The sequence below is a fragment of the Streptomyces sp. NBC_00667 genome, assembly GCF_036226825.1.
In the GTDB taxonomy this organism is placed as follows: Bacteria; Actinomycetota; Actinomycetes; order Streptomycetales; family Streptomycetaceae; genus Streptomyces.
This window is the reverse complement of sequence record NZ_CP109022.1, coordinates 2,562,201-2,578,336: the sequence shown is the minus strand read 5'-3', so window position 1 is coordinate 2,578,336 and position 16,136 is coordinate 2,562,201. Positions and strand designations below refer to the sequence as shown.

General features: G+C 72.8%; 15 protein-coding genes. 3 read left to right on the top strand and 12 right to left on the bottom strand.

The genetic code is table 11. The features are described 5' to 3' along the window. Window positions 1–3: 3 nt before the first annotated feature. From OHA81_RS12075 to OHA81_RS12050, 6 genes are all read right to left on the bottom strand, one after another. Window positions 4–936, bottom strand: coding sequence for a siderophore-interacting protein (locus OHA81_RS12075; RefSeq protein ID WP_329195402.1), 933 nt, complete (start codon window positions 934–936; stop codon window positions 4–6). A gap of 49 nt (window positions 937–985) precedes the next feature. Further along, a complete protein-coding gene (locus OHA81_RS12070; RefSeq protein WP_329195401.1) occupies window positions 986–2,026 on the bottom strand; it encodes an ABC transporter substrate-binding protein in 1,041 nt (346 codons plus the stop codon). A 148-nt stretch (window positions 2,027–2,174) separates the two neighbouring features. Next, the gene (locus OHA81_RS12065) at window positions 2,175–3,335 is read right to left on the bottom strand and encodes an acyl-CoA dehydrogenase family protein (RefSeq protein ID WP_329195399.1); all 1,161 of its coding nucleotides are present in this window, start codon (window positions 3,333–3,335) and stop codon (window positions 2,175–2,177) included. A 7-nt stretch (window positions 3,336–3,342) separates the two neighbouring features. Further along, window positions 3,343–4,260 (bottom strand): hydroxymethylglutaryl-CoA lyase, encoded by a 918-nt coding sequence (locus OHA81_RS12060; protein ID WP_329202199.1) that lies wholly within the window; start codon window positions 4,258–4,260, stop codon window positions 3,343–3,345. Window positions 4,261–4,271: 11 nt separating this feature from the next. Further along, window positions 4,272–6,383 (bottom strand): acetyl/propionyl/methylcrotonyl-CoA carboxylase subunit alpha, encoded by a 2,112-nt coding sequence (locus tag OHA81_RS12055; RefSeq protein ID WP_329195397.1) that lies wholly within the window; start codon window positions 6,381–6,383, stop codon window positions 4,272–4,274. Window positions 6,384–6,399: 16 nt separating this feature from the next. Then, entirely contained in the window at window positions 6,400–8,016 is a 1,617-nt protein-coding gene (locus OHA81_RS12050; RefSeq protein ID WP_329195395.1) for a carboxyl transferase domain-containing protein, read from the bottom strand. A gap of 112 nt (window positions 8,017–8,128) precedes the next feature. On the opposite strand from OHA81_RS12050, the gene OHA81_RS12045 reads away from it, so the two are divergent. Beyond that, window positions 8,129–8,707, top strand: a complete 579-nt coding sequence (locus OHA81_RS12045; RefSeq protein ID WP_329195394.1) for an SACE_7040 family transcriptional regulator — start codon at window positions 8,129–8,131, stop codon at window positions 8,705–8,707. A 56-nt stretch (window positions 8,708–8,763) separates the two neighbouring features. Beyond that, window positions 8,764–9,585, top strand: coding sequence for a phosphatase (locus OHA81_RS12040; RefSeq protein ID WP_443056512.1), 822 nt, complete (start codon window positions 8,764–8,766; stop codon window positions 9,583–9,585). 33 nt (window positions 9,586–9,618) lie between these two features. On the opposite strand, the gene OHA81_RS12035 is transcribed toward OHA81_RS12040, so the two are convergent. Continuing rightward, on the bottom strand, window positions 9,619–10,464 hold the full coding sequence (locus OHA81_RS12035; RefSeq protein WP_329195390.1) for an SDR family NAD(P)-dependent oxidoreductase: 846 nt from the start codon (window positions 10,462–10,464) through the stop codon (window positions 9,619–9,621). Window positions 10,465–10,556: 92 nt separating this feature from the next. Here OHA81_RS12035 and OHA81_RS12030 point away from each other — a divergent pair, with 92 nt between their 5' ends. Beyond that, complete coding sequence (locus OHA81_RS12030; protein WP_329195388.1) at window positions 10,557–11,036, top strand: MarR family winged helix-turn-helix transcriptional regulator; 480 nt, start codon at window positions 10,557–10,559, stop codon at window positions 11,034–11,036. On the opposite strand, the gene OHA81_RS12025 is transcribed toward OHA81_RS12030, so the two are convergent. From OHA81_RS12025 to OHA81_RS12005, 5 genes are all read right to left on the bottom strand, one after another. Beyond that, the gene (locus OHA81_RS12025) at window positions 11,026–11,370 is read right to left on the bottom strand and encodes a VOC family protein (RefSeq protein WP_329195386.1); all 345 of its coding nucleotides are present in this window, start codon (window positions 11,368–11,370) and stop codon (window positions 11,026–11,028) included. The two genes, OHA81_RS12030 and OHA81_RS12025, sit on opposite strands and share 11 nt — an antisense overlap. Window positions 11,371–11,381: 11 nt before the next feature. Continuing rightward, window positions 11,382–12,347, bottom strand: coding sequence for a cation diffusion facilitator family transporter (locus tag OHA81_RS12020; RefSeq protein WP_329195384.1), 966 nt, complete (start codon window positions 12,345–12,347; stop codon window positions 11,382–11,384). A 19-nt stretch (window positions 12,348–12,366) separates the two neighbouring features. Continuing rightward, the gene (tesB, locus tag OHA81_RS12015) at window positions 12,367–13,245 is read right to left on the bottom strand and encodes an acyl-CoA thioesterase II (protein WP_329195382.1); all 879 of its coding nucleotides are present in this window, start codon (window positions 13,243–13,245) and stop codon (window positions 12,367–12,369) included. A gap of 39 nt (window positions 13,246–13,284) precedes the next feature. After that, window positions 13,285–14,442, bottom strand: coding sequence for an acyl-CoA dehydrogenase family protein (locus OHA81_RS12010; protein ID WP_329195380.1), 1,158 nt, complete (start codon window positions 14,440–14,442; stop codon window positions 13,285–13,287). 102 nt (window positions 14,443–14,544) lie between these two features. Next, entirely contained in the window at window positions 14,545–16,029 is a 1,485-nt protein-coding gene (locus OHA81_RS12005; RefSeq protein WP_329195379.1) for a helix-turn-helix domain-containing protein, read from the bottom strand. Window positions 16,030–16,136 lie beyond the last annotated feature (107 nt).

Genomic DNA, 16,136 nt, shown 5'->3' with positions numbered 1-16,136 from the left:
GGCTTACAGATCCGCGGCGGGGTCCTCGCTGGGAGCCCGGCCCGAATAAGCCTCCGCGAGGAGCTCCTCCTCGCTCACGCCGAGCCGCCAGTAGCCGGTGAAACGCACCCGCCGCCGGTCGACCCCGCGCTCCTGTACCAGGAGGCGGCGTACGGCGCGGATCGTCGCGGACTCCCCGGCGATCCAGCCGTACGGGGCCTCGCAGGCGGGCGCTCCGTCCGCCCGGACGACCTCCAGCAGGTGCTCGGTCCGCGCCCGGCCGGCGCCCGCGCCCCGCACCACCCAGGTGATGTCCGCGTCCGCGAGGGTGGGCAGGGTGAGGCGGTCGTCCTCGTGCGGGACCTCGAACCAGGCCTTGACGCGGCTGCCCGGGGGGAGCCGGTCCAAGATCGCGGCCGCCGCGGGCAGGGCGGTCTCGTCCGCGTACATCAGGATGAGGTCGCTGTCCGCCGGGGGCTGGAACCGCACGGACTTGTTCCGGGCGACGGCCGGCCCGATCGCGAGGATCCGGCGGCCGGTGACCGCCCGCCCGGCCCACGCGGAGGCGGGGCTCGTGTCCCCGTGGAGGACGAAGTCGATGTCGATCTCGTCCACGCCCTGTGGGGTACGCCGCTGCTCGCGCACGGTGTACGAACGCATCACCGGGCGCTCGCCCTCCGGCATGGCGCGCCAGGCGCCGAACCAGGTGTCCTCGTCGGTGGACGGGAGCACGGTGTGCTCCCGGTGCGGGGGCGGCAGGAAGAGCGAGAGGCTCTGGTCGTAGCCGCCCGAGCGGAAGCCGGCGAGCGACTCACCGCCGAAGGTGACCCGCAGGAACGAGTGGCCGAGGCGGCGCGTGCGGAGCACTTCGAGCGCGAAGAAGCGGAAGTCCGCGACGGCCCCGGCGGTGTCCGGGCCGCTGTCCGTTCCTTCGGCGGCGGAGGTGGTGGCGGTCATGCGGTGGGTCCCCCAGGGAGTTGGTCGACGGCGCCGGAACCGAGCGTGGTCAGCTGACCTTCTTGGCGCTCTGGATCGCCTTCGCGAGGTCTTCAAGGATCTTGGCGCACTTGTCGTACGAGTAGATCGGCTCGGTCACGCGCGGGGTGACCTGGCCGGCCTTGACGGCGGGCAGCTCGGCCCAGGTCGGCTTGGCCTTGAGCTCCTCGGGCTGGAGGGTGCCGGTGCGGTTGTCGAGCAGGACGACGTCGGCCTTGTACTTGCCGGCGTTCTCCCAGCTCAGGCTCTCGAAGAAGCCACCCTGGTCCAGCTTCTCGGGGACGACGAACTCGACGCCGAGGGACTCGAAGTACTTCAGGTCGGCGGAGGTCTTCGGGGTGGAGACGTAGAACAGGTCGGCGGCGCCGGAACCGACGAGCACCTTGATGCCCGGGTTGGCCTTCGTGGCCTCGCGGACCTTGGCGGAGGCCGCTTCGAAGCGGGCCTTCGCGTCGACGGCGGCCTTGGAGTTCAGGTCGGCGCCCAGCGACTTGGCGAGGTCGGCCGTGCGCTCCAGCGACTTGTCGAGGGTGGCGTCCCCGCCCACCGAGATCGCGGCCGCCGGGGCCAGCTTGAGGATCTTTTCCTTGGAGGCCTCGGGGACGTACCAGTACGTGCCGTCCCAGGTGTTGGTGACGAGCAGGTCGGGCCGCAGGGCCGCGTACTTCTCGACGTTGAACTCGTCGTAGACGTTGCCCAGGATCTCGACCTTGGAGATGTCCATCGTGCCGGCCTGGACGTCGGGCTTGCCGTCGGCGGTCTTGGTGGGGCCGAACACGCCCTTCACCTTGACGCCGTAGTCGGACAGCGCGGCCGCGGTGCCGGTGAAGGCGACGATGTTCTTCGGCGTCGACTTGGCGGTGACGTCCTTGCCCAGGTCGTCCTTGAAGCTCCAGGCCCCGGAGGCCGCGGCGCCCTTGTCCGATTCGCCCGCCCCGTCCTTGGCCTTGTCGGCGCCGCCGCAGGCGGAGAGCGCCGCGACGAGGCCGAGGGCGCCGCCTGCGGCGATGAGGCCGCGGCGGGTGAAGGGGGAGGTCCGGGACTTGGGCATGTCGATGTCCGCTTTCGTGCGTGGAGCGTGCCGGGCGACCGCTGGGGCCGTTCGAAGGAAGGTTAGCCTAACCTCGCTTGGAAAGGTAAGGGGGCCCTAACTTCCGTCGGGGCCCCTCACCTGCACGCCTACGCGGACGGACCGACTCTCAGCCCCCGAAGCCCAGTTCGCGCGCGATGAGCATGCGCTGCACCTCGCTCGTGCCCTCGCCGATCTCCAGGATCTTGGAGTCACGCCACATCCGTGCGACCGGATACTCGTTCATGAACCCGTAGCCGCCGTGGATCTGGGTGGCCTCCCGGGCGTTGTCGACGGCGACGGTGGAGGAGTACAGCTTCGCGATCGCCGCCTCCTTCTTGAACGGCTCGCCCGCCACCAGCCGCGAGGCCGCGTCCCGCCAGCCGACGCGGGCCATGTGGGCACGCATCTCCATGTCGGCCAGCTTGAACTGGATGGCCTGGTTGTCCCCGATCGGCCGGCCGAAGGCCTGCCGCTCCTTCGCGTACTTCACCGACTCGTCCACACAGCCCTGCGCGAGGCCGGTGGCGAGCGCCGAGATGGCCACGCGCCCCTCGTCCAGGATGCGCAGGAACTGGGCGTAGCCGCGGCCCTCCTCGCCCACCAGGTTGGCGAGCGGCACCCGTACGTTGTCGAAGGCAAGCTCACGGGTGTCCGAGGAGTTCCAGCCGACCTTCGAGTACGGCGCCGCGACCGTGAAGCCCGGGGTGCCGGACGGGACGATGATCGAGGAGATCTCCGGGCGGCCGTCCGCCTTGCGCCCGGTGACGGCGGTGACCGTGACCAGACCGGTGATGTCCGTACCGGAGTTGGTGATGAAGCACTTCGAGCCGTTGATCACCCACTCGTCGCCGTCCCTCACGGCGGTGGTGCGGCTGCCGCCCGCGTCCGAGCCCGCGCCCGGCTCCGTCAGGCCGAAGGCGCCGAGGATCTCACCGGAGCACATCCGCGGCAGCCACTCCCGCTTCTGCTCCTCGGTGCCGAAGAGGTAGATCGGCATGGCGCCGAGGGAGACCCCGGCCTCCAGGGTGATGGCGACCGAGGAGTCGACGCGGGCCAGCTCCTCCAGGGCGATGCCGAGGGCGAGGTAGTCACCGCCCATGCCGCCGTACTCCTCGGGGAAGGGCAGGCCGAACAGGCCCATCCGGCCCATCTCGCGGACGATCTCGTACGGGAACTCGTGCCGCTCGTACAGGTCGCCGATCTTGGGCGCGATGACGTCGTGGGCGAACTCCTCGACGGTGCGGCGGAGTTCCTCGTGCTCGGGGGTGAGCCGGTGGTCGAGGGACATGTCTTCGTTACTCCTTGTGGGAGAGGGCGCGGACGGTACGGGAGGGGCTGGGCCGGCCCAACTGCTCGGCCATCCACACGCTCGTGGCGGTGAGGGCGGCCAGATCGACCCCGGTCTCGATGCCGAGACCGTCGAGCATCCACACCAGGTCCTCGGTGGCGAGGTTGCCGGTGGCGCTCTTCGCGTACGGACAGCCGCCGAGGCCGCCCGCGGAGGCGTCGACCGTGGTCACGCCGTGCTGGAGCGCCGCGAGGGTGTTGGAGAGGGCCTGGCCGTAGGTGTCGTGGAAGTGCACGCCGATCCGCTCGGTGGCGACGCCTTCCGCGTTCAGCGCGGACAGCAGCGCCCGGACGTGGCCCGGGGTGGCGACGCCGATGGTGTCGCCGAGGCTGAGCTCGTCGCAGCCGAGGTCGAGCAGCGCCTTGGCGGTGCGGACGACCTGGGGGAGCGGGACCGCTCCCTCCCAGGGGTCGCCGAAGCACATGGACAGGTAGCCGCGTACGTGGGCCCGGTGTTCCTTGGCGCGGGCCACGACGGGCTCGAACATGGCGAGGGACTCGGCGACGGTGCGGTTGAGGTTGCGGGCGGCGAAGGTCTCGGTGGCCGAACCGAAGACGGCGATGCGGGTGGCGCCCAGGGCCAGCGCCCGGTCGAGACCGCGCTCGTTGGGGACGAGGACGGGCAGGGCCGCGTCGACGTCGGTGAGGAGGGGGAACAGCTCCTCCGCGTCGGCCAGCTGGGGCACCCACTTGGGGTGGACGAAGCTGGTGGCCTCGATGGTGGTCAGCCCGGCAGCGGCCAGGCGGCGGACGAACTCGGCCTTGACGGCGGTCGGGACGGCCGTCTGCTCGTTCTGCAGCCCGTCACGGGCGCCGACCTCGTGGATGCGGACGCGGGCCGGCAGCTCGGGAACCGGGACGGTCATGGGCAGTCCGTTCACGACGTCTCCTCCTTCTCTTCCTCGTCCGGGGTGACGACGGCCAGGACCTGGTCCATGGCGACCGTCGTGCCGGGGGAGACGTCCAGCTCGGTGACCGTGCCGGAGTGGGGGGCGGAGATGACGTGCTCCATCTTCATCGCCTCGACGACGAGCAGGCTCTGACCGGCGGTGACGTGGTCGCCGACGGCGACCTTGACGACGGTGACGGTGCCGGGCATGGGAGCGGCCAGGGCGTCGGCCCCTGCGGCGGCCGCGCCCTTCGCCGTGACGGGGTCGTACGCCTGGACGTGCCAGGAGTCGCCGTCCCGGCCGAGCCAGACCCCTTCCGCAGAGGCGGTGTGGCTGAACCGGTGCGTGACGCCGTCCAGTTCGATGGTGAGGCGGTCGTGATCGCGGCTGATGACGCGGCCGCGGGCCGGCGTCCCGGGGCCCTGCCCCGGACTCCGCGCCCCGGACGCAGCCGGGGCCGCGTCCGGCGCGGCGCCGTCGGCGGCCGCGGCGTCCTGGCCGGCGAGCAGGATCTCCTGCTCCGTGCCCCGCTGCCGGGTACGGACCTCGACCGGGTCCTGACCCGGGAGGCGGAAGTGGCGGACCGTCCATGCCGGGGTTCCGCCGAGGCGCCAGCCGTCGGCCGCCCCGAAGGGGTCCACCCAACCCGGGTCACCCGGGCCCCCGGCAGGGTTTCGGGAAGGGGCGGGGCGGGGGACGTCCAGCAGCGCGGCCGCCGCGTACACCTCGGACGGCACCGAATCCGGGAGGAGGGACGCGAGATCCCGCTCGACAAGGCCGGTGTCGAGGTCGCCCGACACCACGTCCGGATGGGCCAGCAGCCTCCGCAGGAAGCCGGCGTTGGTCTGGACGCCGAGGATCACGGTGTCCGCGAGGGCGCCCCGCAGCATGCGCAGGGCCGTCGCCCGGTCGGGGCCGTGGACGATGACCTTCGACAGCATCGGGTCGTACGTGGAGCCCGTGTCCACCCCGGCCAGCAGCCCGGAGTCCGTGCGCACCGCACCACCGGACGGCTCCGACAGCGCCAGCACCGTGCCCCCCGACGGCAGGAACCCGCGCGCCGGGTCCTCCGCGCAGACGCGGGCCTCGATCGCGTGGCCCGTCAGGGTGACATCGGCCTGGCCGAAGCCGAGCGGCTCGCCGGCGGCCACCCGCAACTGCTGCTCCACCAGGTCCAGCCCGGTGATCAGCTCCGTCACCGGGTGCTCCACCTGGAGCCGGGTGTTCATCTCCATGAAGTAGTACGAGGACGGGTCCCCGCCCGGCACGATGAACTCCACCGTGCCCGCGCCGACGTACCCGCAGGAGCGGGCCGCCTCCACCGCCGCCGCCCCCATCGACGCCCGCAGCTGCGGCGTCAGCAGCACCGAGGGGGCCTCCTCGATGACTTTCTGGTGGCGCCGCTGGAGCGAGCACTCGCGCTCGCCCAGGTGCACCACGTTGCCGTGCGCGTCCGCCAGCACCTGGATCTCGATGTGCCGCGGCCGGTCCACCCACCGCTCCACGAGCAGCGTGTCGTCGCCGAAGGAGGACCGGGCCTCGCGGCGGGCCGCCGCGATCTCCTCGCCGAGCAGGTCCGCGTCCCGCACCAGGCGCATGCCCTTGCCGCCGCCGCCCGCCGAGGGCTTGAGCAGCACCGGCATGCCGATCTTCTCGGCGGCGGAGACCAGTTCGGCGTCGCTCAGGCCGCTCCCGGAGGAGCCGGGGACGACCGGGACGCCGGCCGCCTTCACCGTCTCCTTCGCCCGGATCTTGTCGCCCATCAGCGAGATCGCGCTCGCGGGCGGCCCGATGAACGCGAGGCCCGCCTCCTCGCAGGCCGCCGCGAACCCCGCGTTCTCCGCGAGGAAGCCGTACCCCGGGTGGACCGCCTCGGCGCCGGTGCGGCGGGCCGCGTCGAGCAGCCGCTCCACCGACAGGTAGCTTTCGGCGGCCGCCGCCGGGCCGATCCGGACGGCCGTGTCGGCCTCCCGGACGTGCCGCGCGTCCGCGTCCGCGTCGCTGAAGACGGCCACGGAGCGGATCCCGAGCTGCCGCAGCGTGCGGATGACCCGTACCGCGATCTCACCCCGGTTGGCGACCAGAACAGTGCTGAACATCAGTGAGGTCCTCACGTCACATACGGAAGATGCCGAAGCCGCGATCGCCCAGCGGAGCGTTCGCGCACGCGGTCAGGGCCAGCCCCAGCACCTGCCGGGTCTCCAGGGGGTCGATGACCCCGTCGTCCCACAGCCGGGCCGTGGCGTAGTAGGCGTTGCCCTGCTCCTCGTACTGCGCGCGGACCGGGGCCTTGAAGGCCTCCTCGTCCTCGGCCGGCCACTCCTGGCCCGCGCCCTCGATCTGGTCGCGCTTGACGGTCGCGAGGACGGACGCGGCCTGTTCGCCGCCCATCACGGAGATCTTGGCGTTGGGCCACATCCACAGGAAGCGCGGCGAGTAGGCCCGGCCGCACATCGAGTAGTTGCCGGCCCCGTACGAGCCGCCGACGACCACGGTCAGCTTCGGGACCCGGGTGCAGGCGACCGCCGTGACCATCTTCGCGCCGTGCTTGGCGATGCCGCCGGCCTCGTAGTCGCGGCCGACCATGAAGCCCGAGATGTTCTGGAGGAACAGGAGCGGGATGCCGCGCTGGTCGCACAGCTCGATGAAGTGGGCGCCCTTCTGGGCGGATTCGGAGAAGAGGATGCCGTTGTTGGCGACGATCCCGACGGGGTGGCCGTGGATCCGGGCGAAGCCGGTGACCAGCGTCTGCCCGAACTCCGCCTTGAACTCCTGGAAGCGGGAGCCGTCCACGATCCGGGCGATGACCTCGCGGGCGTCGTAGGGGGTGCGGGAGTCGACGGGGACCGCGCCGTACAGCCCGTACGGGTCCACCTTCGGCTCTTCCGGCGCCTCGACGGACCAGGGCAGGGCTCCGCGCTCGGGGAGGGTCGCCACGATGTTGCGCACGATCCGCAGCGCGTGCGCGTCGTCCTCCGCGAGGTGGTCGGTGACGCCGGAGGTGCGGGAGTGCACCTCGCCGCCGCCGAGCTCCTCCGCCGTGACGACCTCGCCGGTGGCGGCCTTCACCAGCGGCGGCCCGCCCAGGAAGATCGTGCCCTGGCCGCGGACGATGACGGCCTCGTCGCTCATGGCCGGTACGTAGGCACCGCCCGCGGTGCAGGAACCGAGGACGGCGGCGATCTGCGGGATGCCGGCGCCGGACATGCGGGCCTGGTTGTAGAAGATGCGGCCGAAGTGGTCCCGGTCGGGGAAGACCTCGTCCTGCATGGGGAGGAAGGCGCCGCCCGAGTCGACCAGGTAGAGGCAGGGGAGACGGTTCTCCAGCGCCACCTCCTGGGCGCGCAGGTGCTTCTTGACGGTCATCGGGTAGTACGTGCCGCCCTTGACGGTGGCGTCGTTGGCCACGATGACGCACTCGCGGCCGCTGACCCGGCCGATGCCCGCGATGACCCCGGCGGCGGGGGCCGCACCCCCGTACATGCCCTCGGCGGCCAGCGGGGCCAGCTCCAGGAACGGGGACCCCGCATCGAGGAGGGTGTCCACGCGCTCGCGCGGGAGCAGCTTGCCCCGGGCGGTGTGGCGGGCGCGGGCCCTCTCCCCGCCGCCGAGGCGGGCCGCTTCCAGCCGGGCGCGCAGGCCCTCGGCGAGTTCGCGGTGGGCGGCCTCGTTGGTCCGCCAGGCCTCGGACGCCGGGTCCGCGGCGCTCGTCAGCACTGGTGCCTGCTGCATCGGTCGAGCTCCCTTGCTCGGTCCATGGAAACCGGTCACGCTGTTAATGAGCGTTAACGCCTGTGGGGCCTAGGTTAACGAGCGCTAACGGCCCTGTCTAGAATGGATTCCCATGAGCACCAGAGCGGCCGCCCCCACCCGTCGCGAGCAGATCCTCAGTGAGGCCGCCCGCCTTTTCGCCGAGCGCGGTTTCCACGGCGTCGGCGTGGACGAGATAGGGGCCGCGGTGGGCATCAGCGGACCCGGCCTGTACCGCCATTTCGCGGGCAAGGACGCCATGCTCGCCGAGCTGCTCGTCGGGATCAGTGAACGCCTCCTGACCGGCGGCCGGCGCCGGGTGGAGGAGGCGGCCGGGGACCCGGAGGCGGTGCTGGCCTCCCTCGTGGAGGGCCACATCGACTTCGCGCTGGACGACCGCGCGCTGATCACCCTCCACGACCGCGAGCTGGACCGGCTGCGCGACGCCGACCGCAAGCTCGTGCGCCAGCTCCAGCGGCAGTACGTCGAGCTGTGGGTGGAGGTCGTCCGCCGGCTCCACCCGGAGGTGGGCGAGTCGGAGGTACGCGTCTCCGTGCACGCGGTGTTCGGCCTGCTGAACTCCACCCCGCACCTGGCGGCCCTGGGCCGGGAGGCGACCGAGTCACTGCTGCGGCGGCTGGCCAACGGGGCGTTCGGGGCGCTGTCGGGGTGACACCCCGTGTCCGCTGGTCGGAATGGAACAGACGGCTCCGGCGGGGCGGCGGCACAATGAACCGTATGCCGAAGCCGATAGAGACGCCCGCCCAGCCCGTGGGAACACCGAACCGTACCGAACTCATCGACCACCTGGTCCGTACGCGGATCGCGGGCGAGGTGGCGACGGCGCGCGAGAACAACCTCTCCCACTACCGCAAGCTCGCCAACGGCGACCGGCACTACTGGCTCGGACTGGAACTCGGCGACCGCTGGACGGACGAACAGGACGTCCTGGCCGTCATGGCCGAGCGGTGCGGGGTCGTGGACGACGCGGAGCACCGGTACGGGCAGGACACCATCGACCCGGAACTGACCGTCGCCGCCCTGGACCGGATGGCGGCGCGGCTGCGCAAGGCGGCGCTGGACCGCCAGCGGGTCCTGCTGGCCACCGGGCACCCGGGCGGCCTCCTGGACGTCCACCGCGCGACGGCGGCCGCCCTGCGCGACGCGGGCTGCGAGATCGTGGTGGTCCCGCCGGGGCTGACGGCCGACGAGGGCTCGGTGTGGCAGTTCGCCGACGTGGCCGTACTGGAGCGCGGGGCCACGCTGTGGCACACCCACTCCCCGGCCCCGATGGCGGCGATCCTGGACGGCCTGGACGCCGCGGGGCGCCCCCTGCCGGACCTGGTCGTGGCCGACCACGGCTGGGCGGGCTGCGCGGCGCAGCGGGGGCTGGACGCGGTGGGCTACGCGGACTGCAACGACCCCGCGCTGTTCCTCGGCGAGGCGGAGGGCACCCTCCAGGTGGCGGTACCGCTGGACGACCACGTCCGCGACCCGCGCTACTACGACCCGATGGTGGCGTACCTGCTGGCGGCGGCGGGCCTGCGCTGACGGGACGCGGGCCCCGGCCCCAGGGCCGGGGGCCTAGCCCAGCCAGCCCTTCACCTCCGTCTGGACGGCCGAGCCGTCGAGGTCCGCGAGCTTGGCGGCGACGAAGTCGCGGGCCCAGTCCGAGGTCTGGATCCGGAACGGCATCTTCTCGGCGGTCAGGGCGGCGACGACCGGCGCCGCAGCCTGCTCCGGGGTCTGGGCGGTGTCGCTGCCGAAGGTCTTGAGGGCGTGGTCGACGTAACCCTGGAGCGCCGGGGCGTACGGCCCCGCCTGCGCGAGCATGGCCGGTACGTCGAGCCGTACGTTGTTCACGAACTCGCTCGCGACGGCGCCCGGTTCGACGACGGCCACCTGGACCCCCGTGCTCGCGGCGACCGGGGCGAGCGACTCCATGAAACCCTCGACGGCGAACTTGGCCGCGCAGTAGGACTCGTTGAAGGGCTGGCCGACCACCCCGCCCACGCTCGTCACCGTGATGACCCGGCCGCCCGACGCGCGCAGGTGGGGCAGCGCGATGCGGGTGAGCTCGACCACCCCGAAGAAGTTGACCTCCATCACCGACCGGACCTGCTCCATGTCGTGCTGCTCGATGGTGCCGACGAAGCCGGCGCCCGCGTTGTTCACGACCGCGTCGAGGCGCCCGTGTTCGGCGACGACCTCCGCCACGCAGGCGGCCGCCGAATCGGCGTCGGTCACGTCCAGCCGCTTGACCTGGACCCGGTCGGCGACACCGGCCGCGCGGGCGGCCGCCAGCAGCGCGTCCGCCCGGCCCGTGTCGCGCATCGTCGCCACGGCGTGCCAGCCGGCCCGGGCGGCGCCGACGGCGGCGGCCAGGCCGATGCCGGAGGAGGTGCCGGTGATGAGAACGGTCTTGGTCATGGGGAGCTCCTCGTAGAACCGTAAGTGCGTGTGCACACACATTATCGTTGTGTGCGTGTGCACGCAACCTCTCTCCCGGTAGGCTTGTCCCCATGGCGCAGAACAACCTCACCCCGGGCGAATTCACCCCCCGCGACCACGCTTTCTACGGCCTCGTCTGGGCGGGCTCCACGCTCAGTGCCCGGGTGGACCAGGCGCTCGCGCGCCGCCACGACCTGCCGCTGTCGTGGTTCGAGGTGATGCTGTGGCTGCGCGCGCAGAAGGAACCGGTCGCCGCCTCCGAGCTGGGCGCCGTGACCCTGCTCAGCCGCAGCCAGGTGTCCCGGGTCGCGGACTCCCTCCAGGCCCGCGGCCTGATCGAGCGGATACCGTCCCCGACCGACGCCCGCTCGGTCCGGATCGCCCTCACCCCGGCGGGCCACCGCGCCTTCGAGGAGGCGGACGCCACCCGTCGCGAGGTCCTCGCCGAGGTCTTCGACGACCTCCTGGACGACGCCGACATCTCCGCGCTGACCGGCATCTGGGCCAAGCTCAAGGCCCGGCCGGCCGCCCGCGGGCCGCTCAAGGGCTGACGAAGCAGAACTCGTTGCCCTCCGGGTCGAGCATCGCCTGGAAACGACCCTGGTCGTCGGTCACCGCTGCGCCCAGGCGGCGTGCGCCCAGCCCCACCGCCTCGCGGGCGGCGGCCTCGACGTCCTCGACCGCTATGTCGAGGTGCAGGCGGTTCTTCACGGCCTTGGTCTCGGGGACCGGCTGGAAGGCGAGCCGCGTGGAGCCGGACAGCTCGACGTGCGACCAGCCGCGCCCGCGGTCGACCGGTTCCCCGCCGAGGAGCCGGGCCCAGAAGCGGACCAGCTCCTTCGGCTCGTGACAGTCCACGACGATCTGCTGCACGTGTCCACGCATGGTGCCCCAGCCTACGGACCGCCTCCGGATGTCGGCGTCGGGTCCAGGTACACGCGGCGGATCGACGGCCAGCGCTCGCGCAGCTGCGACTCCGCGTCCTCGCACGCCGCCTCCACCTGCCGGGCCGACGCCAGGTCATGGAAGTCGATCTTCGCCGCGATCAGCACCTCGTCCGGCCCCTGCACCAGCGTGGTCAGCTCCAGCACCCCCTCGATGTGCGGCACCGAGAGCAGTTCCTCCCGTACCTCCGCGCGGGTCGCCGCCGGCAGGCTCCGCCCGATCAGGTACTGCGCGTTCGAGCGGCCGAGCTCCCACGCCACCCACACCAGCAGCAGCCCGATCAGCAGCGATGCGACGCCGTCGTACGCCCCCGAACCCGTCAGCTGCGCCCCCAGCAGCCCGCCGGCCGCCAGGACCAGGCCGATCAGCGCGGCCACGTTCTCCAGCAGGACGGCCTTCACCGCCGTGTCCGGGGTGTGCTTCACGTACCGCACCAGCGGGGCGCGCAGCCGCGCCGCCTCGCCGCGCACCTGCCGCCAGGCCACGAGCAGCGAGTAGCCCTCCAGCAGGAAGGCGACCGCGAGGATGACGTACGACACCGTCGGGTCGCCCGGATCCTCGCCGTGCAGCAGCGTGTGGATGCCGTCGTACACCGCGAAGACCGCGCCGCCGACGAAGGTCGCGATCGAGGCGAGCAGCGCCCAGATGTAGCGCTCCGGCCCGTAGCCCAGCGGGTGCGCCTCGTCGGCCGGCCGTGCGCTGCGTTTGAGCGCCGCCAGCAGCATGACCTCGGTGACGGTGTCGGCCACCGAGTGCGCGGCCTCCGACAGCATCGCGCTCGACCCGCTGATGATCCCGCCGACCGCCTTGGCGGCGGCGATGCCGAGGTTGGTGACGACCGCGACGACGACCGTCCCGACGCTCTCGGACTCCGCCGCTCCGGTCGCTTCCGGTGGTCCCGGTGGTTGTGAGGCCATGCAGCGACGGTAGGCGCGACTATCCGCGCGGGACGCGTACGACACCCTCCTGGATGACCGTCACGGCCAGCCGGCCGTCCTGCGTCCAGATGCGGGCCTGGCCCAGGCCCCGCCCGGCCGCCGCCGAGGGCGACTCCTGGTCGTACAGCAGCCACTCGTCGGCGCGGAAGGGCCGGTGGAACCACATCGCGTGGTCCAGGGAGGCGCCGACCACGTCACCGACGGCCCAGCCGCCCCGGCCGTGCGCGAGCAGCACCGAGTCCAGGAGCGTCATGTCGGACACGTACGTGGCCAGGCAGGTGTGCAGCAGCGGGTCGTCGGAGTCGAGCTTGCCGGCCGTACGGAACCACACCTGCGAGTGCGGCTCCCGCGGCTGCCCGACCGAGCCCCACGGGGGAGTCGTCGCGTACCGCAGGTCCACCGCGCCACGGGCCTCCATCAGCCGCTCCACCGTGCCCGGGTCGCGGAAGACCTCCCGGTAGAGCGGGAGCGACTCGGCGGCCGTCGGCAGGGTCTCCGGGTCGGGCGCGTGAGGCATCACGGCCTGGTGGTCGAGCCCCTCCTCGTACGTCTGGAAGGACGCGGAGAGGTGGAAGATCGGCTGCCCGTGCTGGACGGCGACGACCCGGCGCGTGGTGAAGGAGCGCCCGTCGCGGATCCGGTCGACGGAGTACACGATGGGCGCGCCGGGATCACCGGCGCGCAGGAAGTAGGAGTGCAGCGAGTGCGCGGTGCGGTCCGCGGGCACGGTCCGGCCGGCCGCCACCAGTGCCTGGGCCGCGACCTGCCCGCCGAAGACCCGCGGTACCAGCGACGTACGGCTGGTACCGCGGAAGATGTTCTCCTCGATCTGCTCCAGGTCGAGCAGGTCGAGGAGCGTCGTCAGTGCCTCGTTCATGGGGCTGGGACTGGGGTTCCCCCGGTCCTCAACTGTTCCTCAGAGGCCCATCGACTTCGCGATGATGGACTTCATGACCTCGCTGGTGCCGCCGTAGATGCGGTTCACGCGGTTGTCGGCGTACAGACGGGCGATCGGGTACTCGTTCATGTAGCCGTACCCGCCGTGCAGCTGGAGGCACTTGTCGATGACGCGGTGCGCGACCTCGGTGCAGAACAGCTTCGCGGAGGCGGCCTCGGCGGCCGTCAGCTCGCCGGCGTCCAGGGCCTCCAGCGCGCGGTCGGCGACGGCCTCGGCCGCGTCGACCTCGGCCTGGCAGGCGGCCAGCTCGAACTTGGTGTTCTGGAAGTGCGCGACCGGCTTGCCGAAGACGGTGCGCTCGCTCACGTACTGCTGGGCGAAGCGTATGGCGGCCTTGGCCTGCGCGTAGGCGCCGAAGGCGATGCCCCAACGCTCGGAGGGCAGGTTCGCACCGAGGTAGTAGAAGCCCTTGTTCTCCTCGCCGAGCAGGTCCTCGACGGGCACCTTGACGTCGACGAACGCGAGCTCGGCGGTGTCGGAGGTGCGCAGGCCCAGCTTGTCCAGCTTGCGGCCGACGGAGTAGCCCTCGGACCTGGTGTCCACGGCGAAGAGGGAGATGCCGAAGCGGCGGTCGTCTTCGCGCGGGGCGGAGGTGCGGGCGCAGACGATCACGCGGTCGGCGTGGACGCCACCGGTGATGAAGGTCTTGGCGCCGTTGAGGACGTAGTGGGTGCCGTCCTCGGAGAGCTTCGCGGTGGTCTTCATGCCCGCGACGTCGGAGCCGGTGCCCGGCTCGGTCATCGCGAGGGCCCACATCTCCTCGCCGGTGACGAACTTCGGCAGGAAGCGCTTCTTCTGCTCGTCGCCGGCCAGCATCTTGAGGTAGGGGAGGGCGAGCAGCACGTGCACGCCGGAGCCGCCGAAGTTGACGCCCGCGCGCGAGGTCTCCTCGTAGAGGACGGCCTCGAACTTGTGGGTGTCCAGGCCCGCGCCGCCGAACTCCTCGGGGACGTTGATGCCGAAGAGGCCCAGCTCACCGAGCTTGTAGTAGAACTCGCGGGGGGCCTGGCCGGCGGCGAACCACTCGTCGTAGACGGGGACGACCTCGGCCTCGATGAAGGCGCGGATGGTCTCGCGGAACGCTTCGTGGTCCTCGTTGAAAACGGTGCGGCGCACGGCCGGCCTCCCTCTGCGGCTACCCGCCGCCGCTGTCGCGGAGGTGGTCGCGCGCCGTCGTGGTTGCTCGATTGATGGCTTACGTCTAAGCGCTTGCTCAGATTAAGTTACCGGCGAGTTGCCACCGCTGTCCAGGGTACGTAGCGCGAACCACAGTTCCATGCGCGTGTCCGGGTCGTCGAGGTCGCGCCCGAGGAGGACCGAGCAGCGGGCGATGCGCTGGCGGACCGTGTTGCGGTGGACGCCGAGCACGGCGGCGCTGCGGTCCCAGCTGCCGTGGTGGGCCAGCCAGCCGCGCAGGGTCGCCGCCTGGACCGCGGTGAGCGGTGCGAGCAGGGCCTCGGCGTGCGCGCGGGCCCGCGCCGGGTCCAGGAGGCCGGGCAGGCCGGCGTCGGAGTGCCGGACCAGCGCGGTGCGGGCCGCTTCGGCGCGTTCCAGGGCGCGGCGGGCCTGGGTGTCGGCCGTCGGCAGGGCCCCGGGTCGGGCGGGGGCGCTGACGCCCAGGCGCCACCCCGGCTGCGGGACCGGGTCCCGGTCGGTCACGAGGCGCAGCTCCGGGCCGAGCGCGTCCAGGAGTACGGTGCCCAGCGCGCCCGCGAGGGCCTGCGGATCCCCCGCACCCCGGGCATGGACCACCTGCCAGGGCCCGGGGGCCAGGGCGGCGGCCGGGTCCCCGTCCAGCAGCAGCCGGGTCAGCGCGGCGGCCTCGGCCCCGGCGGGGCGGTGCGTGGTGAGCAGGCCCAGCAGGACGGCGGCGATGGCCGTGATGGCGTGGTCCCCGGGGGTGCGCTCCGGGACGGCGACCCCGAGGACGGCGACACCGGGGACGGGGGCGGGGTGCGGGGGCGCGGCTGCGCCCGGGCCGGGGCCGGCGGGAGCCGCGCCGCCGCCCAGGGCGTACGCCGACAGCTGCCACCCCGCGGCGGAGTCCGTCGCCGTCGCCGGGCCGCCCGGCGCGGCGACCCGCCCGAGCAGCGCCTCCAGCGCGGCCTCCGCCCCGGGGGGCACCTCGCGGCCCGCTTCCCCGGAGCCGGCGCCGCCGCCCGGGCCGCCCCGCAGCAGCACGACCCGGCCGCCCAGCGCCGCCGCCAGCCGGCGCAGCACCGCCGGGACCGGATCCGGCCGGGCGGCGGCCGCGGCCAGCGCCTGCTGCGCCTCGGTGACCCGGCGCAGCTCGCGCGTCCGGGCCTCCGCCATCAGCCGCCACACGGTGCGGGCGACCGCGGTGAACGGGGTCCCCGGCGGGACCTCCAGCAGGGGCAGCCCGTGCCGGGCGCACGCCGCCACCAGCTCCGGCGGTACCACCTCGTACACGGGCGCCACCCCGAAGCCGAGCGCCGCCGCGCCCGCCGCGACGAGCCGGGCCACGTACCCGTCGGCGTCCGGCCCCAGGTGCGCCCCGGCGGTGAGCAGCAGCTCCCCGCCCAGCAGGTAAGGCGACGGGTCGGCCATCTCCGAGGCGTGCACGGCGTGCACGGTGGCGGGCCCCGCGACGTCCTCGGCCGCGTACAGCCCGCGCAGGCCCAGCTCCCGGTCGGCGAGCAGGGCGGAGAGTGCGACACCCGTGGTCGGCGGCTGGTCCGGCATGGATGCTCCGTACACATGAGAGCGGTCTGGTGGATGAAACGTACACTTCGCGGCTCCGAGGTGTCCCCTTACGCTCGAAGGACCGCACACCTCTTCCGGAAGGCACC